The organism is Streptomyces sp. NPDC086519, assembly GCF_040686075.1.
Taxonomy (GTDB): Bacteria; Actinomycetota; Actinomycetes; order Streptomycetales; family Streptomycetaceae; genus Streptomyces; species Streptomyces shenzhenensis.
The window spans coordinates 98,806-124,885 of sequence record NZ_JBFBJL010000007.1 but is presented as its reverse complement, the minus strand read 5'-3'; the positions used below and the strand labels follow the sequence as shown (position 1 = coordinate 124,885).

The window sequence follows — 26,080 nt, the reverse complement described above, 5'->3', positions numbered from 1 at the left end:
CTCGACCGCTGAAGTCCTCGACCGCGGGCCGAGGCGGGAGCGAGCGTCACGGGCTGCGGCTGAGGGCGGGCTGTGGCTGGGGCTCTGTGGGTGGGGCTGCGGCGGGGCCGGGCGTCGTGGGCCGGGGCGCGGGCGGCGGTGTGCTGAGCCCCGCCGGCCGAGGCCGCGTGCCGAGCGGGGTTCGGCGGTCCGCTGCCGTGCGCCGTGCGGGGTTCGGCGGCCCGCGGCCGTGTGCTGAGCCCGCGGGCGGGCGGGTGCGCGGGACACAATGGAGGGCGTGACTGACTCCGGCCTCACCACCCTGCCCGCCTCCGACCGCCCCGACGTCGCCGCCCGGCTGCGCACCGCCCTGCTGGGCGCCTCCTTCACCGCCGACGGGCTGCTCGACCTGCTCGGCGCCCCCGCGTACGCGGCGCTGGCCCGCAGCGAGACGGTGCCCGCGCTCCGCGCGACCCGCGGGGACACGCCCCTGGAGACGCTCGTCCGGCTGTTCCTGCTCCAGCAACCCGTGCCGCACGCGCGCGTGGCGGACTTCCTGCCCGTGGACGACCTCCTGGACAGCGGCTGGCTGACCGGTGTGGGCGGCGACGAGGTCGCGGCCACCGTGGACGTACGGCCGTACGGCGGGCCGGACGGCGAGGACTGGTTCATCGTGTCCGACCTCGGGTGTGCCGTCGGCGGCGCCGGGGGCATCGGCCAGCGGCACGAGGGGGTCGTCCTCGGGGTCGGCGGGGCGTCCACGACCCTCGCCGGCATCACCGTCCGTACGCCCGTCGCCGCCGCCCTCGACCTCGGTACCGGCTCCGGGATCCAGGCCCTGCACGCCGCCCGGCACGCCACGCGCGTGACGGCGACCGACCTCAACCCGCGCGCGCTGCACATCACGGCGCTCACGCTGGCGCTCTCCGGCGCACCGGCGGCCGACCTGCGCGAGGGCTCGCTCTTCGAGCCGGTCAGGGACGGGGAGACGTTCGACCTGATCGTCTCCAACCCGCCGTTCGTGATCTCACCGGGCGCCCGGCTGACGTACCGGGACGGCGGGATGAGCGGGGACGATCTGTGCCGCTCGCTCGTTCAACAGGCCGGGGAGCGGCTGACCGAGGGCGGGTTCGCGCAGTTCCTCGCCAACTGGCAGCACGTCGCGGGGGAGGACTGGCAGGACAGGGTGAGGTCCTGGGTGCCGCGCGGCTGCGACGCGTGGATCGTGCAGCGCGAGGTGCAGGACGTCAACCAGTACGCCGAGCTGTGGCTCAGGGACTCCGGCGACCACCGCGGGGACCCGGCCGAGTACCAGGCGCGGTACGACGCGTGGCTCGACGAGTTCGAGACGCGCAAGGTGAAGGGGGTGGGATTCGGCTGGATCACGCTGCGGAAGACGGACGCCGCCGTGCCCTCGGTCACCGTGGAGGAGTGGCCGCATCCGATCGAACAGCCGCTCGGTGAGGCGATCCGTGCCCACTTCGACCGTCTCGACTACCTCCGTGACCACGACGACGCGGATCTCCTCGAAGGCCGCTTCAGGCTGGCCGTCGAGGTGGTCCAGGAGCAGGTCGGGCTGCCCGGCGCCGAGGACCCGGAGCACGTGGTGCTGCGCCAGCACCGCGGGATGCGCCGCGCGACCAAGGTGGACACGGTGGGCGCCGGATTCGCAGGGGTGTGCGACGGCACGCTGAGCGCGGGGCGGATTCTCGACGCCATCGCGCAACTGATGGGCGAGGACCCGGTGTTGCTGCGCGACCGCACCCCGGCGCAGATCCGGCTGCTGGTGGAGCAAGGGTTCCTGGAGCCGGCGGTCTGACGGACCGGAAGGCATGCCTGGCGGGCCCGCGTGAGGGCGGGCCGGCGCACCCGCGGGAAGGCCGGCCGGACAAGCCGGAAAGGCCCGCCGGCAACGCCGGGGGAGCCTGTCGGGCGCGCCGGGAGAAAAGCCGGGAGAAAAAAGGCCGGAAAATCTGGCCGGAACGTTCGCCCCGTGGCCCGTCGCGGGCCCCTCGCTGTTCGTCACCGGTCCACGGCCGGTGCGCCACTAGGCCATCGATCTGATGTTCGAGAGTCTTACGGTCGCTCGTTCACCCGGATTTCGCCCCTCGGCCGCCCGTCCGCCGCCCGTGCGTGCCAGTCTCCGGGCGCTGGGCAGTCACGGGCGGCAGGGAAGGGGTGCGCGGGCCATGGAGAGCGGACCGGCGATCTTCGCAGGGGTGGTGTTCGCCCTGTTCGGGGGCGCGCTGCTGGTGTGGACCGGCATCCGGCTCCGGCGTGGTGAACCCGTCGCCCAGGGTGTGAGTCAGGTCGCATCCGCGACCCTCGCGGGCGTCGCCGCGATGATCTCCCTGAGCCTCGGGGCGTACTGCCTGACCCGCCCCTGAAGGCGGCCTTCCGGTAATCGGAGCGTCACGCTCCGGACCGGGTCCGAAGGACGACCGGGGACTCCGGGCGGCAGGAATGGCGGTAGTCGGGTTACCGTTCGAGTGGCCGTTGTGAGCTTTTCCCGTTTGACACGGGGGCGGGATGTACCGTCACACTCCGCAGCGTCACCAAGTGAGCGGGCGCCCCTGCCCGTGCCACGACCCCGGGAGCAAGGCCTGGGGAGGCCCCAGCGTCGACCGGAGAGAAGAGCGAAGTTGTCCCCGACCAGCGAGACCGCACAGGGCGGCCGCCGACTCGTCATCGTCGAGTCGCCCGCCAAGGCGAAGACGATCAAGGGCTATCTGGGCCCCGGATACGTCGTCGAGGCGAGCGTCGGGCACATCCGTGACCTTCCCAACGGCGCCGCGGAGGTGCCCGAGAAGTACACCGGCGAGGTCCGCCGCCTCGGCGTGGACGTCGAGCACGACTTCGAACCGATCTATGTGGTCAACGCGGACAAGCGGGCCCAGGTCAAGAAGCTCAAGGACCTGCTGAAGGACTCCGACGAGCTCTACCTCGCCACCGATGAGGACCGCGAGGGCGAGGCGATCGCCTGGCACCTCCAGGAGGTGCTCAAGCCCAAGGTCCCGGTCAAGCGGATGGTCTTCCACGAGATCACCAAGTCCGCGATCCAGGCCGCCGTGGCCAACCCGCGCCAGCTCAACCAGAAGCTCGTCGACGCCCAGGAGACCCGCCGCATCCTCGACCGCCTCTACGGCTACGAGGTCTCGCCGGTCCTGTGGAAGAAGGTCATGCCGCGCCTGTCGGCCGGCCGTGTCCAGTCCGTGGCGACCCGCCTCGTGGTGGAGCGGGAACGCGAGCGCATCGCGTTCCGTTCCGCGGAGTACTGGGATCTGACGGGCACCTTCGCGACCGGCCGCGCGGGCGATCCGTCGGACCCGTCGTCGCTGGTGGCCCGCCTGCAGGCCGTCGACGGGAGGCGCGTCGCCCAGGGCCGTGACTTCGACTCGCTCGGCCGTCCCAAGACCGCGAACACCCTCCACCTCGACGAGGCGAACGCCCGCGCCCTCGCCGCCGCCCTGGAGAACACCCGGTTCTCGGTCCGCTCGGTCGAGTCCAAGCCGTACCGCCGCTCTCCGTACGCCCCGTTCCGTACGACGACCCTCCAGCAGGAGGCCTCGCGCAAGCTCGGCTTCGGCGCGAAGGCCACCATGCAGGTGGCCCAGAAGCTGTACGAGAACGGCTACATCACGTACATGCGTACGGACTCCACGACGCTGAGCGACACCGCGATCGCGGCCGCCCGCGCCCAGGTCACGCAGCTGTACGGCGCCGACTACCTGCCCTCAGCCCCGCGGACGTACGCCGCGAAGGTCAAGAACGCGCAGGAGGCGCACGAGGCGATCCGCCCCTCGGGTGATCGTTTCCGCACCCCCGCCGAGACCGGCCTGACCGGCGACCAGTTCAAGCTCTACGAACTGATCTGGAAGCGGACCGTCGCCTCCCAGATGAAGGACGCGACCGGCAACAGCGTGACCGTCAAGATCGGTGGCACCGCCGCCGACGGCCGGGACGTCGAGTTCAGCGCCTCCGGCAAGACGATCACCTTCCACGGCTTCCTCAAGGCCTACGTCGAGGGTGCCGACGACCCGAACGCCGAGCTGGACGACCGCGAGCGCCGGCTACCCCAGGTCGGCGAGGGCGACGCGCTCAGCGCCGAGGAGATCACGGTCGACGGGCACGCCACCAAGCCCCCGGCCCGCTACACCGAGGCCTCGCTGGTCAAGGAGCTGGAAGAGCGCGAGATCGGCCGTCCGTCGACGTACGCGTCGATCATCGGCACGATCCTCGACCGGGGTTACGTGTTCAAGAAGGGGACGGCCCTGGTGCCCTCCTTCCTGAGCTTCGCCGTGGTCAACCTGCTGGAGAAGCACTTCGGCCGACTGGTCGACTACGACTTCACCGCCAGGATGGAGGACGACCTCGACCGCATCGCCGCCGGTCAGGCCCAGGCGGTGCCGTGGCTGAAGCGCTTCTACTTCGGCGAGGGCGGCGAGGGCACGGCCACCGGTGGCGCGGCCGACGCCGGCAACGGCGACGGGGACCACCTCGGCGGCCTCAAGGAACTGGTGACCGACCTGGGCGCGATCGACGCGCGCGAGGTGTCGTCGTTCCCGGTGGGCAACGGCATCGTGCTGCGGGTCGGCCGCTACGGCCCGTACATCGAGCGCGGCGAGAAGGACTCCGAGGGCCACCAGCGGGCGGACGTGCCGGAGGACCTGGCTCCCGACGAGCTATCCGTCGAGCTCGCGGAGGAGCTGCTCGCCAAGCCGAGCGGCGACTTCGAGCTGGGCGTCGACCCGCGGACCGGCCACCAGATCATCGCCCGTGACGGCCGCTACGGCCCCTACGTCACCGAGGTGCTGCCCGAGGGCACCCCGAAGACCGGCAAGAACGCGGTCAAGCCGCGCACGGCCTCGCTCTTCAAGTCCATGTCCCTGGACACGGTCACGCTGGATGACGCGCTCAGGCTGATGTCGCTGCCGCGCGTCGTCGGCACCGACGCCGAGGGCCAGGAGATCACCGCGCAGAACGGGCGCTACGGGCCGTACCTGAAGAAGGGCACGGACTCGCGCTCGCTCACCTCCGAGGACCAGCTCTTCACGATCACCCTCGAAGAGGCGCTGCAGATCTACTCCCAGCCCAAGCAGCGCGGCCGGGCCGCCGCCAAGCCGCCGCTGAAGGAGCTGGGCACCGACCCGGTCAGCGAGAAGCCGGTCGTGGTCAAGGACGGCCGCTTCGGGCCGTACGTCACCGACGGGGAGACCAACGCGACGCTGCGCTCCGGTGACAGCGTCGAGACCATCACCCCGGAGCGCGGCTACGAGCTGCTCGCCGAGAAGCGGGCCAAGGCGCCCGCCAAGAAGACGGCGAAGAAGGCGCCCGCGAAGAAGACGGCGGCCGCCAAGAAGGCCGCGCCGGCGAAGAAGACGGCGGCCAAGAAGACCGCCGCGAAGAAGACGACGACCACGGCGACCACGGCGAAGACGGCGGCCAAGAAGGCGACGGCCTCCCGGAGGGCGACCGCGGAGGACTGATCGCGGAGGTCTGACCGCGGAGGTCTGACCGCGAAGTACTGGCCGCGGAGGTCTGATCGCAGAACCGATCGCAGGACCGATCGCAGGACCGATCGCAGAACCGATCGCAGAACCGATCGCAGAACCGATCGCAGGACCGATCGGAGGGCTGAGACGCCCTCAGGTCCTCACATCGGCTTCGCATTGTGCACGTCCCGGCATCAACTTGGTGTCGGGGCGGGTGTACCTGTGGACGGTCGCGACAGGCTGTCCTTGGCTGCCGATAGGCTGAAAGCATGACGCGAGCCGAGCAGCCAACGGCCCCCCAGACAGAACCTGACGACGCGCTGGTAGCGGATTCCCGCGAGCGCGCCGTCCGCTCTCTGCTGCGCCGACCAGAGCTGAGGCGCTTGTGGAGCGCCCAGCTTGTGAGCGGAATCGGCGACAGCCTGGCGTTGCTGGTGCTTGTCGTGCTCACGCTCCAGGCGGCCGTCGCTCAGGGCTCCTTCGGCGGCGGCTACCGCGGCGCGGCGCTCGCGGTGACGATCGTCTTCGGGGTGCGCGTTCTCGCCACCCTGCTCTTCGGCGCCGTCCTGCTGGGCCCGCTCACCGCGCTGACCGCGCAGGACGGCCCGCTCGACCGCCGCTGGACCATGGTCGGCACCGACGGCCTGCGCACCGTCCTGCTGATCATCGCGCCGCTGTGGATCGACTGGACGCCGGCGAACGCCCTGACGCTCGTCCTGGTGACGGCCTTCGTCACCGGAGTCGCCGAGCGCCTGTGGACCGTCTGCCGGGAGAGCGCGGCCCCCGCGCTGCTGCCCGCCCCGCCCCCGGAGGGCGCGACGGTACGACCGCTGCCCGACCACCTGGACGCCCTGCGCCGTCTGTCGCTGCGCACGACGTTCCTGGCGATCCCGCTCGCGGCCGCCGCCCTGGTCCTCGCGTCGCTGATCAACAACCTGCTGGGCACCGGCATCGCCTGGTTCGCCCAGCACCAGGCGGCCCTCGGGTCGTACGTGGCCGCGGGCCTGTTCGCCGCGTCCCTCTCGGTGCTGGTCTACCTGGACGTGCCCGGCACCCGTACCCCGCGCGCGCGGTCGCCGCTGGAGGGCCTGCGCCGCCCCAGGACCGCCGCCGGCACCGACACCGGCCGCACCGGCGCCATCCCGCTCCTGGTACTGGCCTGCGCCGCCGTCGCCGGGGCGATCTCCGCCGCGGTCGCCGTCTCCGTGCTGCACGCCAGGGACCTGGGCGGCGGCCCGGTGCTCTACGGCCTGCTGGTGCTCGCCCTGACCGGCGGGGTCGCCGTCGGCATCCGTACGGCGCCCTCGCTGCTGCCGACGCTCTCCCGCCGTCGCCTGCTGTTCCTGGCGATCGCCTTCACCGGCATCGCGCTGCTCGCCGCGGGCCTGGTCCCGGACGTCACCTCCGTCCTGCTGATCGTCGCGCTGGCCGGCATCGGCGCGGGCGTGGCCGCCAACACCGGGCACACGCTGCTCGACCAGGAGACCGAGGACTTCCGCCGGGCGCGGACGACCGAGCACCTGCACGCGGTGGTCCGGGTCGCCATAGCGCTCGGCGCGCTGATCGCCCCCCTGGTGGCCGCGCTGATCGGACCGCACCGGCTGGAGAACGGCAAGTTCGTGTTCGCGCACGGCGGCGCCGCCTTCACGCTGATGCTGGTCGGCGCGCTGCTGCTGCCGGTGGCCGCCCTGGTGCTCGCCAAGGTCGACGACCGCTCGGGCGTACCGCTCCGCCACGACCTGCGGGACGCGGTGCTCGGCGGCGACGACCCGGCGCAGGTACCTACGGCCGACGGTTTCTTCATCGCCCTGGAGGGCGGCGACGGCGCCGGTAAGTCCACCCAGGCCGAGGCCCTCGCGGAGTGGATCCGCGCCAAGGGCCACGAGGTCGTCCTCACCCGCGAGCCGGGCGCCACCCCGGTCGGCAAGCGGCTGCGCTCGATCCTCCTGGACGTCTCGTCCGCCGGCCTGTCGCACCGCGCGGAGGCGCTGCTGTACGCCGCCGACCGCGCGGAGCACGTCGACACCGTCGTCCGGCCCGCCCTGGAGCGTGGCGCGGTCGTCATCTCCGACCGGTACATCGACTCCTCCGTCGCCTACCAGGGCGCGGGCCGGGACCTGTCCCCGACCGAGGTCGCCCGCATCAACCGGTGGGCGACCGCCGGGCTCGTCCCGCATCTGACCGTCCTGCTGGATGTGGAGCCGGAGACGGCCCGCGAGCGGTTCACCGAGGCGCCCGACCGGCTGGAGTCCGAGCCCGCCGAGTTCCACGCGCGCGTGCGGGCCGGTTTCCTGACGCTGGCCGCCTCCGACCCCGGCCGCTACCTGGTGGTCGACGCAGGCCAGGAGCCCGAGTCGGTCACCACCGTCATCCGGGCCCGGCTCGACACCGTGCTGCCGCTGTCCGAGGCCGAGGTCAAGGCCGCCGAGGAGGCGCGCAGGAAGGCCGAGGAGGAGGCCCGCCGCAAGGCGGAGGAAGAGGCGGCCCGCAAGGCCGAGGAGGAGCGCCTGGAGCGCGAGCGGCAGGAGCAGCTCGCCAAGCTGCGCGCCGAGGAGGAGGAGCGCAAGCGCCGCGAGCTGGAGGAGGCGCAGCGCCGCGAGGCCGAACGGCAGGCGGAGGAGGCCCGGGTGCGGGCCGAGGAGGCGCGTAAGCGGGCCGAGGAGGAGCAGGCCCGGCTGCTCGCCGAGGAGAAGGCCCGCGCGGAGGCCGAGGCCCGCCGCAAGGCCGAGGAGGAACGGCGCCGCAAGCAGGCCGAGGAAGAGGCCCGGCTGCGCGCCGAGGCCGAGGAACGGCGCCTGGAGAAGCAGCGCAAGGCCGAGGAGGCCCTGCTCAAGGCCGAGGAGGCCCGGCGCGTCGCGGCGGAGGCGGCGGCAGCGGCCGACCTGGCCGCCCGGCAGTCCGCCGTCCGGCAGCCGACGGCTCCGGGGGTCACGCCGGAGGCGGCGACCATGCCGACGCCGGTGGTACGGCCTCAGACCCGGGACGACGAGACGAAGGTGCTGCGCCCGGTGCGGGACGAGCAGCCGGCCGCGGCCCCGGAGTCCGACTCCGAGGTGACGGCTCAGCTGCCGCAGCCGCCGGTGCGGCCTGCGGGAGCGGCCGACGAGACTGCGGTGCTGCCCCCGGTGACGCCGGGTGCGGCTGACGAGACGGCGGTGCTGCCCCCGGTGACGCCGGGTGCGGCTGACGAGACCGCGGTGCTGCCTGCCGTGGGCCCGGCCGACGAGACGGCCGTACTGCCTCCCGTGCGCGACGATGCCGGTGCTCCCACCGACCCCCCGGCGGACCGGATGCCGCCCGGCTTCTTCCGGGACGAGCGGGCCGGCGGGAACCCCGACGGCTCCGATGACCGCACCCGCGAGCTGCCGCAGGTCGACGCCGCCGGCCCGGCCCCGCGCCGGCGCCCCCGGCCCGACTGGGCCGAGGAGACCCCGCTGGACGACCTGCCGTCGCTGGCCGACGAGCTGCTGGGGTCGTACGAGGAGCCCGAGCACGACGACGAGCGGGGCCGCCGGGGTCGCGGTCGACGCGGCTGAGGTTCCCGCGCGGGGGCGGTGCTGGTCGGGGTGCCGGCCGGTGCCGCCCCCGCCCCCGTTGTCAGTGGGCACCCGCACAATGGAGTCCGGACCACACCACCGGTGAGTTCCGGGCCACTGGGCGGGTGGATCCCGGACCACGGAGCGGGTGGGGTCCGGGCCATGGAACCGGCACCGGCAGAGTCCGGACCGGTACGTATGACGAAAGGGCGGCGTGACCCATGAGCGTGTGGGACGACCTCGTCGGGCAGGAGCGGGTGAGTGAGGTGCTCACCGCCGCCGCCCGGGACGCCGACGCCCTCGTCACCGCCGCCGCGACCGACCAGCCGCCGCCGGAGTCGTCGAAGATGACCCATGCCTGGCTGTTCACCGGTCCGCCCGGCGCCGGCCGCCACCAGACGGCGCGGGCCTTCGCCGCCGCCCTCCAGTGCGTGAGCCCCGACCGCGCCCTGGGCGGCGTCCCCGGCTGCGGTTTCTGCGACGGCTGCCACACCGCCCTGGTCGGCACCCACGCGGACGTCACCACGGTCGCCGCCGTCGGCGCCGAGATCCTGGTCAAGGACATGCGAGACACGGTCCGCAAGTCGTACACGGCCCCGGCGACCGGCCGCTGGCAGATCATCCTGGTCGAGGACGCCGAGCGGCTGAACGAGAAGTCGGCCAACGCCGTCCTCAAGGCCGTCGAGGAGCCCGCCCCCCGCACGGTCTGGCTGCTCTGCGCCCCCTCCCTGGAGGACGTGCTGCCCACCATCCGCTCCCGCTGCCGCCACCTGAACCTGAGCACGCCCTCGGTCGAGGCGGTCGCCGACATGCTCGTCCGGCGCGAGGGCATCGAGCCCCAGGTGGCCGCGGCCGCCGCCCGCGCCACCCAGGGACACGTCGACCGGGCCCGTCGGCTGGCCACCGACCCGGCCGCCCGCGCGCGCCGCGCGGCCGTACTGAAGCTGCCGCTGCGGCTGGACGAGATCGGCGCGTGCCTGAAGGCGGCCCAGGAGCTGGTGGACGCGGCCGCGGAGGACGCCAAGCAGCTCGCCGAGGAGATGGACGGCAAGGAGACCGAGGAGCTGAAGGCGGCCCTCGGCGCGGTCCAGGGCGGGCGGCTGCCGCGCGGCACGGCAGGCGTGATGAAGGACCTGGAGGACATGCAGAAGCGCCGCCGCACCAGGACCCAGCGCGACAGCCTCGACGTCGCCCTCACCGATCTCACCGGCTTCTACCGCGACGTCCTCGCCCTCCAGCTGGGCTCCAGAGTCGCGATTGCCAACGAGGACGCCGAGGACGCCCTGGAGCGGCTGGCCCGCGCCGGCTCGCCCGAGGCCACGCTGCGCCGGATCGAGGCGATCGCCGCCTGCCGGGAGGCCCTCGACCGCAATGTGGCGCCGCTGCTGGCGGTGGAGGCGATGACGATGGCGCTCAGAGCGGGCTGACGACGACACCGACAGGGCACGCGGGCGGGTGCAAGGCGCTTGGTGCAACGGCGCTTGGTGCACGGCGTTGACCGGGGTCACCCGTACGAGCCACAGACCTCACGCACGGCATGTAGATCATTTCGCGGCGTTACGCTCGATTGATGCACATCAGGCGAATCCCCCACCGGACCCCAATTCGGCACCAGCCCCGGGCCCGGACCCGTGCCATGGCGGCGGCCCTGCTCTCGGCCGCCGCCCTGCTCGCCTCCGCCTGTTCCTCCTCGGGAAGCGCGTCGACGTCGACCGCGGCGGCCACGTCGGCCGACGCCGCCGAGCTGGCCGCGCTGCCCCGCGCGACGCCGTCCGCGCTGGCGCCGTACTACGACCAGAAGCTCACCTGGCGCGAGTGCGGTGTCCCCGGATTCCAGTGCGCGACGATGCGGGCCCCGCTGGACTACGCCAGGCCCGGCGCGGGTGACGTCCGGCTGGCGGTCGCCCGGAAGAAGGCGGCAGGAAAGGCGGAGCCGCCCGGTTCACTGCTGGTCAATCCGGGCGGGCCGGGCGGCTCGGCGGTGGACTACCTCCAGCAGTACGCGGGCATCGGCTACCCCGCCGGGGTGCGGGCGCGCTACGACCTGGTCGCCGTGGACCCGCGGGGAGTCGCCCGCAGCGAGCCCGTCCAGTGCCTGAACGGGCGGCAGATGGACGCGTTCACCGAGACCGACATGACCCCCGACGACCAGAAGGAGACGAACCGGCTGGTCGGGGAGTACAAGACGTTCGCGGAGGCCTGCGGGTCGCACTCGGCGCAGCTGCTGCGCCATGTCTCCACCGTCGACTCGGCGCGGGACATGGACATCCTGCGGGCGGTGCTCGGCGACCCGAAGCTGAACTACGTGGGGGCGTCGTACGGCACCCTGCTCGGCGCCACCTACGCCGGCCTGTTCCCGCAGCGCGTCGGCCGGATGGTCCTGGACGGCGCGATGGACCCGTCCCTGTCCGCGCGTCGGCTGAACCTGGAGCAGACGGCGGGGTTCGAGACGGCGTTCCAGTCCTTCGCCAGGGACTGCGCGAAGCGCGCCGACTGCCCGCTCGGCGCCCAGGGCAGCACACCGACCCAGATCGCCGACAACCTCGGGACGTTCTTCCGGAAGCTGGACGCGCACCCCGTCCCGACCGGTGACGCGGACGGCCGCAAGCTGACCGAGTCCCTCGCGACGACCGGCGTGATCGCGGCGATGTACGACCAGGCGGAGTGGGAGCAGTTGCGCGACGCCCTGCACGCGGTGATCAAGGACAACGACGGCGCGGGTCTGCTCGTGCTCTCCGACAGCTACTACGAGCGGGACGCCGACGGCCGTTACTCGAACCTGATGTCCGCGAACGCCGCGGTGAACTGCCTGGACCTGCCGTCGGCCTTCACCGGTCCCGAGCAGGTCCAGAAGGCCCTGCCCGAGTTCGAGAAGGCGTCCCCGGTGTTCGGCCCGAACCTGGCGTGGGCGTCGCTGAACTGCACGTACTGGCCGGTGAGGGCCACGGGGGAGCCGCACCGGATCGAGGCGAAGGGCGCCGCCCCCATCGTCGTGGTCGGCACCACCCGCGACCCGGCGACCCCCTACCCGTGGGCCCGGTCCCTGGCCCGCCAGCTCTCCTCGGGCCGCCTCCTCACCTACGTCGGCGACGGCCACACCGCCTACGGCCGGGGCAGCGCCTGCATCGACTCGGCGATCAACACCTACCTCCTGAACGGCACCCCTCCGGCACCGGGAAAGCGCTGCTCATAGCCCTGCCACCGGCCCCGGAGCCCGCCGCTCCGGGGCGTGTACGGAGCACCCCGGAAACTGTGTAGACTTACCGACGTCGCTGATCGCACCATAGTGCGGGCGACGCGCCGCTTTAGCTCAGATGGCCAGAGCAACGCACTCGTAATGCGTAGGTCTCGGGTTCGAATCCCGAAAGCGGCTCCGAGGTGAAACCGCAGATCAGATGCGGTACGCGACTGGCCCCCGGCAAGATCACTGCCGGGGGCCAGTACGCATTTAGTACACGTGGTTTTGATCGCTAGGCGTCGGTGAGCGACGCATCCGCCATCGCCAGTGCGACCTGTCGGCCGGCGTCGAGTGCGTCCGCGACCTCGTCCAGCCGGTCCGGGAACAGATGCCCGTAGATGTTCAGCGTCATCGAGGCATCCTTGTGCCCGAGCATCAGCTGAACGACCTTCACGTCAGCCCCGGCCGCGATGGCGAGGGACGCGGCCGTGTGGCGCAGCTTGTGCGGCGTGATGCCCATGCCCCCGAGGCCGGCCTCCTTCACCGCAGGGTCGAACACCCGGGAACGGAAGTTGCTGTACCGCAGCGGCCCGCCCTCCTGCGCCGTGAACAGCAGCCCGTCGGCGGCCTTCCCGAGGGCGAGCGTGCCCAGTTCGTCGGCGAACGACCGGGGGAGCGGCACAGAGCGCTTCTCGTGATTCTTTACCGGCCCGAGCGCGAGGTGCCCGGAGACGTCGGTGTAGTTCTGCACGATCCGGATCCGGCGCTTCGGCACCGACAGCCGGCCCGCCTTGATGGCCGACGCCTCCGCCCACCGGATCCCGCAGTACCCGAGGGTGAGGATCAACAGCCGGTACTCACCTGCTGCGGCTGCCAGCCGCTCCAGCTGGTTGTACGTGAGGTAGACGTGCTCGTCCTCGTCGTCCGGCCGCGGCAGCTCGTGGTCGTGGCACGGGCTGGTGGCGATCCGCTTGGAGAACACCGCGTGCTTCATCACCATGGCCAGCACCCGGTACGCCTTGATGATGCGGGCCGCCCCCAGCTGCTTGCCGGACTTCCCCGGCTTCGTCTCCAGCTCGGTCAGCCACGCGTTCACGTCCTCCCACTGGATCGCCGCGATCTGCCAGGCGCCCCACTTCGGGATCACGTAGTTGTCGAGCAGGTCCCGATAGTCCCGCTTCGTGGTCCGGCCGATCTTCCGCTTCGACTCGTACCACTCCTCGGCGACCACCTTCACGGCCGCCTTCCCGGACTTCGGATCCCGGTACGAGCCCTTGTCGAGCCGCGCCGTGATCGCATCCTTCTCGGCTTCCGCCTGCGGCAGCTTCCCGAACGTCTTCGCCTTCGGCTTCCCGTCCGGCCCGTACCACCGCACCCGCCACCGGCCCGGAGGCTGCCGCTTGCTGCCCTCACGCTTGGCTGCCTGCCAGGTCTCCATCGCGGCCTGATAGTCCGCGTGGCTCGCGCGGTCCTCAATCCACACTCGCGCCATCGGCGTCACCCTCCCAACATGCTCCGGCGAGCAGTTCGCTCAGCTCGCTCAACGCCTCGGCCAGCTTCTCGTCAGCGTGAGCCTTAGTGCGCTCGCAGTCCTTGACCCGTTGACGAGCTGCGGCCACTAGAGCGGGTTGGTGGCCATCGGCTGGCGACGCCAGAAGGTCGCCAACAGAGACACCGAAGACGTGTGCCAGCTGTACGGCTTCGTTGACCCGGAGAGGACGCTCCGCGTTTTCCGTCTTGGTCACGGTGGTCTGGCCCCACGAAAACCCGGCAACTGACATCCGTGAGGCGAGCTGCTGCTGCGACCAGCCACGTATACCCCGAAGCGCCTTGATGCGTCGTCCAACTGCTTGCTCAGCAGTTTGCGCCTCAGTCATCGGCGGTCCCCCTCGGGTAGACCCAGACCGGCCGGCCTTCCTCGTCCCACTTGAACGAGCCGCGCACCTTGCCCTCTTCGCGGTACGCCTGCAGCTGCTCGCCGCTGTACTGCTCGCCACCGGCCCGCAACGGACGCAGCCACACCGGGCGGCCGTACAGCTCGTACTCCATCCACTGATCTTCCGGGTGGCGGCCAGGCTCGTACATCAGGGGTGTCCGGCCGTCTGCCCACTCCCATGCGGCCAGCGCCGGCACTCGGCCAGCACCGGTGACATCGACCGGAGTGTCCGGCTTTTCGGTGAAGGGGAGCAGGAGTGCTGAGGGGCTAACCCCAAAGATGATTGCCAGGGCCACCAGCTCGTCGGCGGTCACGTGCCGTTCCGCCTTCTCCATCCGGGTGATTCCCGACGGGGATAGGGCCCTTCCTCGTGCTTCCAGGGCTGACGACAGCTGGCGCGTGCTGAGACCTCGGGCCTTACGCAGTCTGGCCAGGTTGTCGGCCACGGTCTTTCCGGTGTCGCCCACCTCGACGGCGCGTCGGCCGTACTGCTGCTCGCTCATGCTGGCAAGCCTATGCAGATCCAGGCCGCTTGCATATCGGCTCACTTCGGTTACCATCTCGGTCATGTGTAGCAGCATAGCTACGATCGCTGCACGTAAGCAACGATCAGGTCTAAGGAGATGCGATGGCGAGCACTGTCAGGGTCTTGGATGAAGTCCTGACTCCCGCCCAGGTGTGCGAGCAGTACCCGATCTTCCGGAACCGGCAGGCACTCGCCGATCTCAGGTGGAGGGGCACGGGGCCGGACTACATCAAGACCGCCGAAGGGCGCGCGGGAAAGTGCTTCTACCGGCGTTCGGCAATCGAACGGTGGCTCGACGAGCACACCGTTTCTGGAGGTCAGAGCGCCGCATGAGCCAGAACAGCAACGAACCCCGGGAGTCCCTAGCTCCCAGGGTTCGTGAAGACCAAGCGGCGGCAGGCAGCAGGTCTGTCGCCACCGTAGCGCAGCCCGCCGGGCGCGCACAGCAGGAGAGGCGCCCTGGCGGCTGGCCCGTCAGCATCCAGGCGATCGAGCTCCGGAACGAGTTCCAGCGGGAACGCGCCCGCAAGCAGCTGATCCTCGACAGCATCCGCGCCCACCTCAGCGAACAGCCGAGCGACAACACCATTCGCAGCTGCGCCCGCCGCTGGACCGACGACATCCGACGCCTCGCCGACGACATCATCGCCGCACACCAGGAGGCGGACGCGTGAGCAACCACGACAAGGCGCGCGCCGCAGCACTCCACGCCGCGACCGAACGGCAGTACGAGGTGTTCCCCCTGTCCATCAACAAGACGCCCATCATCAAGTCGCCCCACGACAAGGGCCACGACTGCCCCGGCATGTCCGTCTGCGGAGCACCCGGACACGGCGTCGGCGACGCCACCAGCGACCCCGACACCATCAACTGGCTGTTCGACCAGGCGCCCAAGGCCGTCGGCTACGGCATCCGGTGCGGCGCCCGGCTCGTCGGCCTCGACCTCGACCGGAAGCCCGACGTCGACGGAGTCGCCACCCTCAACCTGCTCGCCGACCGCCACCGCTTCACCGTGCCCCGCACGACGACAGTGTGCACGCCCTCGGGTGGCTTCCACCTGTGGCTGGCCGTGCCCGACGGGACGATCGTTCCCAACTCCGTCGGCCGCGTCGGGCCCGGCATCGACGTCCGCAGCAGCCGCGGATACCTCGTCGGCCCCGGCTCGATCGGCCGCAAAGGCACCTACACCCTGCACCCCAAGACCGGTTACATCAAACCGCAGCCGATCCCCGAGCAGCTGCTCGCGCTGATGCTGCCACCGCCCCCAAGCCCCCGCCCCCAGCGCTACACCACCCCCGCGCCAGGCGCTGGCGGGCGGGCCCTCAACGGGCTCGTCGGAGTCGTCCTCAGCGCAGCCCAAGGCACGCGCAACGACCGCCTGTACTGGGCTGCCGCGAAAGCGTGGGAGCACGTGAGAGACGGACATCTCGCGGCCGGTGACGTCGAGGCTGAGCTGATCTCGGCGGCCGTGCAGGTCGGACTCGGCGAAGCCGAAGCGCGCCGCACCGTCGCCTCCGCCGGACGAGGAGTCGCGGCATGAACGAACCGACCGTCACCTACCTGCGGGAGCAGCCCCCCGACGATGACCCGTGGGCAGGCGAGAACGCGGCGCCCGGTCCCCGCACCGTGGGTGTCTCGTCGGAGGAATACTTCGCGAAGCGCGTCGACCAACTGGAGGCCGAACTCCTCGACGCCGCAGCACTCGACAGCATCGAACCGCTCGAACCCGTCATCGCGGACGTCCTGTACCGGGACACCCTCGCCCGTGTCTACGGGGCGTCCGGCACCTTCAAGTCGTTCATGACGCTCGACTTCGCCGGCTGCGTCGGAACCGGAATGGCCTGGCACGGCCAGGCCGTGACCCAGGGGCCAGTCATCTACCTGGTAGCCGAAGGCATCAGGGGCATCCGCAAGCGGGTGCGCGCGTGGGAGCAGCATCACGGCCGCAAGATGACTGGCGTCTACTTCCTGCCCCGCCCGGTGCAGGCGATGGACCTCGAATGGCTGGTGCTCATCGAGCTCTGCAAGCGCCGGAAGCCCGCCCTGGTCGTCATCGACACACAGGCCCGCGTCACCGTCGGCATCGAGGAGAACTCCAACACCGAGATGGGCCGCGTCGTCGACCGCATGGAACAGCTGCGCGCGGCATCCGAGGCGTGCGTGCTGCTGGTCCACCACACCGGCCACGACGGCGACCGCGGGCGCGGCGCCACCGCCGTGAAGGGCGCGCTACAGACCGAGTTGGGAGTCGAGCGCAAGGGCACCACCCTGCTCGACACCACTATCACGCTCAAGACCGGCAAGCAGAAGGACGACGAAGAGCTCGGCGACGTCGTCTTCGGGCTGCACCAGATCGCCCTGAACGGGGAGGCCAAGGAGGACGGCAGCCCCCTGACATCCGTCGTCCTGGTGCCGCTCGACCCGGTCTCGCAGCCGCAGGCCCGCACCGGCCAGCAGGGGCGCGTCGAGGAGATCGCCGCAGCACTCGACAAGGCCGATGTGCCCGTGGACTGGGGGCGTGACCGTCTGCGTCACAAGTGCAGTGCCCTCGGCATTCAGGCCCGCAACGACCTGCTCAAGGAGGTCATCGAGTACAGGCGGAATCGGGCAAATCACCTGTCCCCAAACCTGTCCCCGGACGTCGAGGGGACGGGACAGGATGAATAGGACATCTCACCTGTCCCCAATGACGGGACAGGTTTTCGAGAAACCCCAGGTCAGGCCTGTCCCGGACAGGTCGGGGACAGGTCGGGGACAGGGCAAGTCGGCACACCTGTCCCCTCCCCCCTCCTCCTTTAGGGAGGGGACAGGTGGGACAGCCCCCGACCGGAACCCCCACTGAGCTACCCGCCAATGCCCGTCTCCGACGGCCACCACAGACAAGGAGTCACTGACATGACCGCATCCACCGTCATCGCCCTGGGCGACGAACGCGACACCAGGTTCATCGTGCAGACCATCCCCACCGACGAAGGCACCTGCAGCCAGGGGAACGACAGCTGCGGCAAGCCCGGCGCCATCGCCGTCCGCAACACCATCGACCAGCAGCGGCCCGCCGAACGCAGCACCTACCGGGTCACGCTGTGCGCCGACCACCAGGACGGCGCCCCGCGGATGCATGACCTGTGGGTGGCCGACGCCCGCAAGCTCCAGGACCCCGCCACGCGCGCCAAGTTCCTCGCCCAGGCCGCCGCCACCGCCTGACCCGCACGACAACGGCCGGGCCCGCGGATATCGGGCCCGACCACCCACCCAGCATCCCAAACCAGGAGCCACCGGTATGAGCGCCCTCACCTTCTCCCGCCTCGTCCTCGTATGTGACGGCTGCCAGAAGCGGCACGGCGAGCCCCACGGCCACAACTCGGCTCAAGAGGCCCGCATCGCCGCATACATCGACGGCTGGCGGTTCCCCGCCACCGTCAAGAAGGACGGCAGCCAGGGCACTGGAGCGTCCGACGTCTGCCCTGACTGCATCCCGACGTGGGTTCCACAGCGATGGCTACAGCGGCCGGGCCGAGGCGCCCACCTCCCCATCAGTGAAGCGCCGCGGGGTGACGTGGCATGAGCGAGTCGCACGTCGAGCAGCAAGTGCGGGCCCGCATAGCCGCGGCGAAGCGCCGGGAGCAGGACATGCTGCGGCAGCGCGCCGAACTGGCCGCCGCCCGCCGCGCCGGCCTCGCACGACGGCACGCCGCCAAGCTGGCCCGCCAAGCCTCCCAGCAGCGGGAAGCTACCGACCTGCATGGGGCGGCAGGCCACGCAGGTATGGGGCAGAGCCCCATAGCTGAGGCCAGTCGTGGGGAATCCGACACGGTTGCCAGGCCCCGCAAGGACCTGGCAAACGACACGGGTCCCGACCTGCGTAGCGCAGACAGCAACGCAGATGAGCCTGTCAGCTCGACAGTCTCATCAGTGACCGACACGGGCACGGTTGCGACTCCCACGGCGGGAGCCGCAGACGGGGCCGCGACGTGAAGCGCGCACCGCGGCGCTGCGCTGTGTGCGACGGGCCCCTCCGATCCGGCAAGGGCCGGCCGTGTGTCCGCGGCTGCGGAGCCTGGCTCTGCCGCACCCGACGACAGCCCCCGTGCGGTGACGTACACGGCGGGCAGTGCCCCCACCTCGAACTACCAGAGGAGACAGCAGCATGACCGAGCAGCATCCCCAGGGCGAGCAGAGCGGACGACTGGCACGGCACCAGCAGCAGGAAGCCGCCGAGCAGCGCGGACAAGCCGAACTGATGGCACGCGCCCGATGGATCGGGGCAACCGGAGCTCGACCCCGACGTGTCCGCAAGACCGACACCAGGCCGACGAGCCAGCGCCGCAACGTCAACGTCGACACCACCGGGGCGGAGATCCTCGCGGCCGTCGCCAGCATCGCCGTCGACCCACGCTGCCCCGAGTGCGGAGGGCCCGCCGAGCTGGGCACCGACGACCGCAGGCACGTCACCATCGCCATCGACCACCGACCGACCTGCGAACACGCCCACGACGGGCAAAACCGCAGGTCAGAGGCATGATCGCTGCCGATCCGGGTTTTTTGATCTTGAGCGCCATGACCCCGCCCCCAGTCATTTCATTTATCCCCCCGCAAAAAACACCAAGGGCCCCCTTGATCAACTAGGGGGCCCGAATTCGAGCGAAAGGCTTCGAGATGACGGCTGGGAGATACCGGAAGGATCCTGGGGGTTCTTCAACCACCCGCCGTGGCTATGGTGCCGAACATCAGGCGGCTCGCGCAAGGGCCTTGCAGGCATTGTCACCTGGGGATTTGTGTCCGTTCTGCTCGCGTCCGATGTACCCGGAGCAGGATCTCGACTTCGACCATGAGGTGCCGCTCGCGGAGGGCGGGCGGGGTGGTCCGCGCCGGCTGTCGCATGCTTCCTGTAATCGGTCGGCTGGGGCGAAGCTGCGGAATCGGATGCGTAAGAGGGGCCAGCGTCCCGTTGTGTCCCGTGGCGCCGTTCCTGTGGTTCCTCCGGCTCCTGGTACGGCCTGCTACGACTGCGGGCAGCCACTGCTGGCAGGGCAGGCGTTGCGGTCGGGTTCGGGCGGCTACGGGGAGAGCGTGGTGTGGTCGCATGATCCTTGCGGAGTCCGGTTCACGTCGGTGCCGGTGGGCCGCTTGTAGCGCTTCCCTGCTAGCGCGTTTCGGCGTACCGTGATCTCAGCTCCATTCGAGCATGTCCCCTGTCACTGGGGGCTGCTGGCAGGCCTGGCACTGGCCGCACGGATGTTGAAGCTAGACCTGGCACTGGTCGACTCCACGTCAATCAGCTATCGCCGCGAAGCCCTGGCACTGGGTACGCCGATGCGTGCACCCACCAGGGGTTTTCTGTGTCTGCCCAGTCCAACCCGCAGACGTCCGCGATGTTCAAGCGGCTGGTCGCCAAGCGCGAGCAGACCGCGAAGGACCGTGAGACGGTCATTGCCAGGCGCGCCGCCATCACAGCTCTCGCCGACGAAGAGCACCGCGACTACCTGCATCCGGAAGAGGATGCCGAGTTCCGCGAGCTCACCAGCTACGTCAAGCGGCTCGACGAGGACCTGAAGCGTCTCGACGAGCGCATCACCGAGCTGTCCGACGAGGCGGAGCGGTCGCAAACGCTCACGGTCGGCGCGGCAGCGGTGAAGCGGGCCAGCGCCCGCGTGGAGTCGGTCCGTGAGGGCCGTACCTACGACCGGGGCAACGGCCGGTCGTACCTGCAGGATCTGATGCGCCTGCAGCTGAACATGGACGCGAACGGTGAGTCGATCGAGCGGCTGCGCCGGCATGCGCAGGACGTCGCCGAGGCCGCGGCGAGCCCCGAGTACCGCGACCTGTCGCGTACCGACGGGTCCGGTGGCTATGCGGTGCCGCCGCTGTGGCTCATGTCGCAGTACGTCGAGCTCGCCCGTGCGGGCCGCGCTTACGCGAACCTGGTCAACTCGCAGCCGCTGCCGCCCGGCACCGACAGCATCAACATCCCGAAGGTCGCCACCGGCACCGCCACCGCGATCCAGACCGCGGACAACGCGGCCGTTCAGGAGACCGACCTCGCCGACACGTCGGTGACGGCCCCGGTGCGCACGATCGCCGGCCAGCAGGACGTGGCCGTGCAGCTCCTCGACCAGTCGCCGATCTCGTTCGACGAGATCGTGTTCCGTGACCTGGTCGCGGACTACGCGACGAAGCTCGACCTGCAGGTCATCTCCGGCAGCGGCAGCTCCGGTCAGGTGACCGGTGTCCGTGGCACGTCCGGCATCACGACGATCACGTACACGTCGGCGACGCCGACCGTGGCCCAGCTGTACAGCAAGATCGCGGACGCGGTGCAGCGTATCCACACGCTCCGGTTCATGCCGCCCACGGCGATCGTGATGCACCCGCGGCGGTGGGCGTACTTCCTCGCGGCCTCGGACTCCAACGGGCGTCCGCTGGTCGTCCCGGACTCGGGGAACCCGCAGAACGCGGTCGCCACGCTCGGCGTGGTCGGCGCGCAGCAGGTCGTCGGCAGCCTCCACGGCCTGCCGGTCGTGACCGACCCGTCGATGCCGACCACCCTCGGCGCCGGCACGAACGAGGACGTCGTCCACGTCATCAGGGCATCGGATCTGCTCCTGTTCGAGTCGGGCATCCGCTCCCGCGTGCTCCCGGACGTCGGCTCCGGCAACCTGACTGTCCGACTCCAGTGCTACGGCTATCTGGCCTTCACCGCTGGCCGCTATCCGCAGAGCGTGGTCGAGGTGTCGGGTTCCGGCTTGGTCAGTCCAAGCTTCTGAGCTGCGGGTTGAGGTGTCGGGGAGTGATGACCCCCGAGCTGCTGGAGTGCCACCCGGTTACGGGTCCGGCGGCAGCGCCTCCCCGTTGGCCGCGTCCTGGCGCGGCCCTGGCCGGCCGAAGGTCTCCTCTCCAGGGCAGGATCTTCGGCCGGCCCACCAGCTGCGCCGGCCGTTCCGTCTTCCTTTCGGCCGGCGCTTGGGCGGGTGTCAAGCGCACCGGATGCGTAAGGACCGCCATGACCCGCTGTTCTCGGCGAGCGGATACCTGCACCCGCCCCACACCCCTCTTCCAAGTGAGGCGACATGGCCTTTGCCAGTACCGGCATCCGGTACGACATCATCGCCCGTGATGCGGCGTCGCGGACGTTCCTCGGAGTGTCGCGTGCCGCCGGGCGCACGGATTCGACGCTCGCGAAGCTCGGGAAGACCGCACGGATCGCGGGCGAGGCGGTAGCGGTTGGCCTGGCCGCTGGTTTGGTGGAGGGTACGAAGGTCGCGGTCGAGTTCCAGAGCTCGATGACCCGCATCTCCACCCAGGCTGGCGCTACCACCAAGGACGTCAAAGTCCTGTCGGATCAGGTGCTGAAGCTGGGTACGACGACCCAGCAGGGCCCGCAGGCGCTCGCCGAGTCGCTGTACCACCTGAAGTCGGTGGGCATGGACAACGTCAGCGCGATGAAGGCGCTGAAGGAAGCCAGCGACCTCGCCGCGGTCGGTCACGCCAACCTGGAAGAGACCACCAACGCACTCGCGGGCGCCTGGCGTACCGGCATCAAGGGCGCCACCTCGTTCCACGAGGCCGTCTCAACCGTCAACGCCATCATCGGCGCCGGCAACATGTCGATGGACCAGTTCAACGCAGCCATCGGCACCGGCATCCTGCCGTCGGCGAAGACCTTCGGCCTGTCGATGAAACAGGTCGGCGCCGCTCTCGCCCTGATGACGGATGAGGGCATTGACTCGGCGTCCGCGGCCACCCGGCTGCGGATGTCCTTCAGTCTGCTCGGGGCTCCGTCGGGTGCGGCTGAGAAGCAGTTGAAAAAGATCGGATTGACCGGCCTGGACCTCGCCGAGGCGATGCGCGGCCCGAAGGGCCTCATCGGCGCGATCTCGCTGCTGAAGGATCATCTCGACAAGAGCGGCCTGTCCGCGTCGAGGCAGTCCCAGCTGCTGTCCCGGGCGTTCGGTGGCGGCCGGTCCAGCTCGGGCATCCTCCTCTTGCTCAACAACCTGGACGTGTTGGAGCGCAAGCAGGAGCAGATCAACAAGAGCACGGCGAAGTTCGACGACGCCGTGAAGCAGCAGCGGAAGACCGCCGAAGCGCAGTGGAAGTTGCTCACCTCCAACTTGGAGGTGATGGGCATCCGGGTCGGCACGAAGGTACTGCCCTACGTCACCGACTTCGTGCACTACCTGGCCACCACGGCGATGCCCCAGGCTGCCAAGTTCGGGAAGACGGTCGAGGACCTGATCCCGGTCGACAAAATCAAGAAGAGCATCAGTGACGCGAAGACCGCGGTCTCGGACTTCCTCAGCGGGCTGAAGGGCCCGAAGCAGCAGAAACTGCCGACGCCGTTGCTGAAGGCCCCGGACACCGTCCAGCTGCCGAAGGCGCCCACCTCCGCCGCGGCAGGCCTCGGGAAGACGATCCACGACGCGATCGCGGGCGGCTTCAAGGACATCGACTGGAGCAGCCTGGGCAAGACCCTCGGCGACGGCCTCGGGCAGGCCTTCCAGTGGCTGGTGTCCCACGGTGCCGACCTGTCGAAGAAGCTCGGCGACGCTATCGGAAAGATCGACTGGGTCAACGTCGGCAAGACCCTCGGCGTGATCGCCCTGCCCCTCGCGATCGGGTTCGTCGACAACCTCTTCGAGCCCATGTTCCACGCCGACTTCTGGAAGAAGCACTGGCTGGACACGATCCTCGCGGCCATCTCGGTCGTACCGATGGGCAGGCTCGGCGGCGTCATCGGCAAGCTCGGCGAGAAGGTGCCGTGGGGCAAGTTCGGTGAGGCCCTGTCGAGGCTCCCTTGGGGGAAGCTGATCCCGTTCTCGGAGAAGCTGGCGGAAGCGGCCGGCCCGATCCTCCTGAAGATCAACGAGTTCGTGGCGAAGCTCGCACTCAAGTTCATCGCGTCGTTCGCAGAGCACTTCCCGAAGATCGCCGCATGGTTCGCGCGGGAACTCGCCTTGCTGCCGATCCGTCTCGGTGTCCTCGGGCTGGAGCTGGCGAGTAGGGGCAGCCAGGCGATCTCCCGGCTGTCGACGAGCCTGCTGGAAGCCTTGCCGGGTGCGGGTAGGAAGTTCATTGCTGCGGCGTGGAAGGCGTTCGGCCGGTTCAGCCTCTACCAGATCGGCCTCAATCTGGCGAAGTCACTGATCAGCGGGGCCTGGTCGCGACTGAAGGACATCGGCAGCTGGATGAAGTCGCACCTGGTCGACCCCGTCGTCAAGTGGGTGAAGTCGGGGTTCGGGATCGCCAGCCCGTCGAAGGTGTTCGCCACGATCGGCGGGAACCTGATCTCCGGTCTCCGCAATGGTGTCGTCGCGGCCGTGAAGGGCATCGGCAGCTGGTTCACGTCGCACGTGAAGACGCCTGTCGTGGGCGCGTTCCGTACCGCTGGATCCTGGCTGTACAGCAAGGGGAAGGACGTCACGAACGGCCTGATGGACGGCCTGCAGCAGCCTTGGAAGACCCTGAAGAAGTGGGTGTCGGGGATCGCGGGCTGGATCAAGGCGCACAAGGGCCCGATCTCCCTCGACCGGAAGCTGCTGCACCCGGCGGGTGTCGCCCTGATGCACGGCCTGCTGTCCGGATTGAAGTTCGGGTTCAAGGGCGTCGGCGACTTCGTGTACAAGGTCGGCGACACGGTGGCCGGGACGGTGAAGGGCATCGCGTCCAGCATCGGCCTGGGCAACTCGTCGGTGTCGGGGGCCGCGCAGCAGTTCGCGCAGCTGGCGATGAAGGCGAAGGGCTGGGGGTCCGCGGAATGGCCCGCGCTGAAGGCTCTGTGGACGCGGGAGTCCGGCTGGAACTACAAGGCCACCAACCCGACGTCCGGCGCCTACGGCATCCCGCAGGCTCTTCCGGCGTCGAAGATGGCGTCGGCCGGCTCCGACTGGCGGACGAACGCGGACACGCAGATCCGTTGGGGACTCGGCTACATCAAGTCCCGGTACGGGTCGCCGACGGCGGCATGGGCCCACGAGAACAAGTTCGGCTGGTACGCCAAGGGCGGTCTCGCGCAGTTCGGGGAGACGGCGTGGGTCGGCGAGCGGGGCGCCGAGCTGATGCAGGTCACCCCGAAGGGCACCCGCATCTTCAACCATGCCGACTCCATGGCGATGGCGAAGCAGTCCGGCATCAAGCTGCCCGGGTACGCGTCCGGCACGATCCTCAACGCCGCCGACCGGGTGCACCGCGACAAGCAGCGCGTCGAGGACGCCAAGGACGCCGTCGCGAACGCCAAACGCCGACACAAGGGTGTCGCCGCGGCTGAGAAGCGCCTCCAGGCTGCCGAGAAGGAGCTGAAGGCCGCCGAGATCTCGCTGCGGAACGCCCAGCGTTCGGCGAAGACGAGCATCTCGAACACGATCGCGACGGGGCTCCTCAAGACGTTGAGCACCGGCACGTCGTCGGCGATCGCATCAGCGGTCAAGTCGCTGGCGACGAAGCTCCTGAACGCCGGCTACACCAAGACCGCGGCGTCGATCCAGAAGAAGGGGGCCCGGCTCGAATCGCTCGCCGACAAGCGGGCATCGATCCAGAAGACGATCGCTGCGGCCAACCAGTACGCGGCTGATCAGGCTGGGAACATCAACGACTTCCTCAGCATCTCGGGGACGTCCGCGACCAGCGTCGGCGACCTGATCTCGCAGCAGCAGACGCAGCAGAAGACCGCCTCGGACTTCGTCAAGCTGTCCAAGAGCCTGAAGGCGCGCGGAGCGAGCAAGGCTCTGATCGAGCAGCTCGCGGCGGCCGGGCCGGGCAGCCAGCTCGCAACCATCCTCGGGGACAAGTCCGTCACCACCCAGGACATCGCCAAGCTGAACAAGCTGATGGCCTCCGGCGGAAAGCTCGCGACCGGCTTCGGCAAGGACATGGCCGACCTGATGTACGACAGCGGCAAGGACGCCGGGAAGGGATTCCTCGCCGGACTGAAGGGGCAGGAGAAGGCCCTCGGTAAGCAGATGGCGAAGCTGGCCACCGACTTGGTCAAGCAGATCAAGAAGGCCCTGAAGATCAAAAGCCCGAGCCAGGTGTTCCGTGACGAGGTCGGCAAGAACGTCGTCCTCGGCATGGCCCACGGCATAGACATGCACAGCCACCTCGTCGGCGCCGCAACCCAACGCCTCGCCGACACCGCCACCGGCGTGTCCATGCGCCGCCGCTACGTCCCGACCGCCACCAGCGGCCGGACAGGCGCCGACCAGGAAGAGCTCTGGTCGCGGCTCGCCGCGGCAATCGAGGCCTCTGGCAGCGAAGTCCACGTCCACTTCAACGACGACCGGCTCCGCGACCTCATCGACGTCCAGGTCAAGCCGAAGATCAAGGCGTCGGAGGCCAGCACCGCCTACCGGGCGAAGGTGGGGAGGAGGAACGGGTGACACCGCACCGGGGAGGCCGAGGGGTATGGCAGATCGCCGCCCCCCCTTGGCAGTCCGTTCC

At 70.2% G+C, this 26,080-nt stretch carries 18 protein-coding genes and 1 tRNA gene; 16 read left to right on the top strand and 3 right to left on the bottom strand.

From position 1 onward, the window contains the following. Positions 1-277 precede the first annotated feature (277 nt). From AB0P24_RS09610 to AB0P24_RS09580, 7 genes are all read left to right on the top strand, one after another. Positions 278-1,798 carry a class I SAM-dependent methyltransferase gene (locus AB0P24_RS09610; RefSeq protein ID WP_365791938.1) on the top strand — a complete coding sequence of 507 codons (1,521 nt, stop codon included), beginning with the start codon at positions 278-280 and terminating at the stop codon, positions 1,796-1,798. A gap of 370 nt (positions 1,799-2,168) precedes the next feature. After that, positions 2,169-2,366: a hypothetical protein gene (locus AB0P24_RS09605; RefSeq protein WP_365791936.1), complete on the top strand. Its 198-nt coding sequence runs from the start codon at positions 2,169-2,171 to the stop codon at positions 2,364-2,366. A gap of 255 nt (positions 2,367-2,621) precedes the next feature. Then, positions 2,622-5,465 (top strand): type I DNA topoisomerase, encoded by a 2,844-nt coding sequence (gene topA / locus AB0P24_RS09600; protein WP_365791934.1) that lies wholly within the window; start codon positions 2,622-2,624, stop codon positions 5,463-5,465. Positions 5,466-5,740: 275 nt separating this feature from the next. Continuing rightward, positions 5,741-9,007: a dTMP kinase gene (gene tmk, locus AB0P24_RS09595; RefSeq protein ID WP_365791932.1), complete on the top strand. Its 3,267-nt coding sequence runs from the start codon at positions 5,741-5,743 to the stop codon at positions 9,005-9,007. 221 nt (positions 9,008-9,228) lie between these two features. Further along, a complete protein-coding gene (locus AB0P24_RS09590; RefSeq protein WP_365791930.1) occupies positions 9,229-10,434 on the top strand; it encodes a DNA polymerase III subunit delta' in 1,206 nt (401 codons plus the stop codon). 209 nt (positions 10,435-10,643) lie between these two features. After that, positions 10,644-12,200: an alpha/beta hydrolase gene (locus tag AB0P24_RS09585; protein WP_365791928.1), complete on the top strand. Its 1,557-nt coding sequence runs from the start codon at positions 10,644-10,646 to the stop codon at positions 12,198-12,200. Positions 12,201-12,306: 106 nt separating this feature from the next. Beyond that, positions 12,307-12,380, top strand: a tRNA-Thr gene (locus AB0P24_RS09580). Positions 12,381-12,477: 97 nt separating this feature from the next. Here the strand turns inward: AB0P24_RS09580 and AB0P24_RS09575 are convergent. Genes AB0P24_RS09575 through AB0P24_RS09565 form a run of 3 tightly spaced genes read right to left on the bottom strand, consistent with a single transcriptional unit; the run spans position 12,478 to position 14,690 of the window. Beyond that, positions 12,478-13,677: a tyrosine-type recombinase/integrase gene (locus tag AB0P24_RS09575; protein WP_365791926.1), complete on the bottom strand. Its 1,200-nt coding sequence runs from the start codon at positions 13,675-13,677 to the stop codon at positions 12,478-12,480. Then, the gene (locus tag AB0P24_RS09570; protein WP_365791924.1) at positions 13,658-14,062 is read right to left on the bottom strand and encodes a helix-turn-helix transcriptional regulator; all 405 of its coding nucleotides are present in this window, start codon (positions 14,060-14,062) and stop codon (positions 13,658-13,660) included. Before AB0P24_RS09570 ends, AB0P24_RS09575 begins: the two co-directional genes overlap by 20 nt. Then, on the bottom strand, positions 14,055-14,690 hold the full coding sequence (locus AB0P24_RS09565) for a helix-turn-helix transcriptional regulator (RefSeq protein WP_365791922.1): 636 nt from the start codon (positions 14,688-14,690) through the stop codon (positions 14,055-14,057). The genes AB0P24_RS09570 and AB0P24_RS09565 overlap by 8 nt, the downstream gene beginning before the upstream one ends. A gap of 59 nt (positions 14,691-14,749) precedes the next feature. Here AB0P24_RS09565 and AB0P24_RS09560 point away from each other — a divergent pair, with 59 nt between their 5' ends. From AB0P24_RS09560 to AB0P24_RS09520, 9 genes are all read left to right on the top strand, one after another. After that, a complete protein-coding gene (locus AB0P24_RS09560) occupies positions 14,750-14,980 on the top strand; it encodes a DNA-binding protein (protein ID WP_365791920.1) in 231 nt (76 codons plus the stop codon). Next, entirely contained in the window at positions 14,977-15,321 is a 345-nt protein-coding gene (locus tag AB0P24_RS09555) for a hypothetical protein (protein ID WP_365791918.1), read from the top strand. Before AB0P24_RS09560 ends, AB0P24_RS09555 begins: the two co-directional genes overlap by 4 nt. After that, positions 15,318-16,187 (top strand): bifunctional DNA primase/polymerase, encoded by an 870-nt coding sequence (locus AB0P24_RS09550; protein ID WP_365791916.1) that lies wholly within the window; start codon positions 15,318-15,320, stop codon positions 16,185-16,187. Before AB0P24_RS09555 ends, AB0P24_RS09550 begins: the two co-directional genes overlap by 4 nt. Then, positions 16,184-17,314 carry an AAA family ATPase gene (locus AB0P24_RS09545; RefSeq protein WP_365791914.1) on the top strand — a complete coding sequence of 377 codons (1,131 nt, stop codon included), beginning with the start codon at positions 16,184-16,186 and terminating at the stop codon, positions 17,312-17,314. The genes AB0P24_RS09550 and AB0P24_RS09545 overlap by 4 nt, the downstream gene beginning before the upstream one ends. 228 nt (positions 17,315-17,542) lie before the next feature. After that, complete coding sequence (locus AB0P24_RS09540) at positions 17,543-17,851, top strand: hypothetical protein (RefSeq protein WP_365791912.1); 309 nt, start codon at positions 17,543-17,545, stop codon at positions 17,849-17,851. Positions 17,852-17,927: 76 nt separating this feature from the next. Then, positions 17,928-18,212 (top strand): hypothetical protein, encoded by a 285-nt coding sequence (locus AB0P24_RS09535; RefSeq protein WP_365791910.1) that lies wholly within the window; start codon positions 17,928-17,930, stop codon positions 18,210-18,212. A 582-nt stretch (positions 18,213-18,794) separates the two neighbouring features. Further along, positions 18,795-19,169 (top strand): hypothetical protein, encoded by a 375-nt coding sequence (locus tag AB0P24_RS09530; protein ID WP_365791908.1) that lies wholly within the window; start codon positions 18,795-18,797, stop codon positions 19,167-19,169. A gap of 817 nt (positions 19,170-19,986) precedes the next feature. Further along, complete coding sequence (locus tag AB0P24_RS09525; protein ID WP_365791906.1) at positions 19,987-21,411, top strand: phage major capsid protein; 1,425 nt, start codon at positions 19,987-19,989, stop codon at positions 21,409-21,411. A gap of 303 nt (positions 21,412-21,714) precedes the next feature. Continuing rightward, on the top strand, positions 21,715-26,019 hold the full coding sequence (locus tag AB0P24_RS09520) for a phage tail tape measure protein (protein WP_365791904.1): 4,305 nt from the start codon (positions 21,715-21,717) through the stop codon (positions 26,017-26,019). The last annotated feature ends 61 nt before the right edge of the window (positions 26,020-26,080 follow it).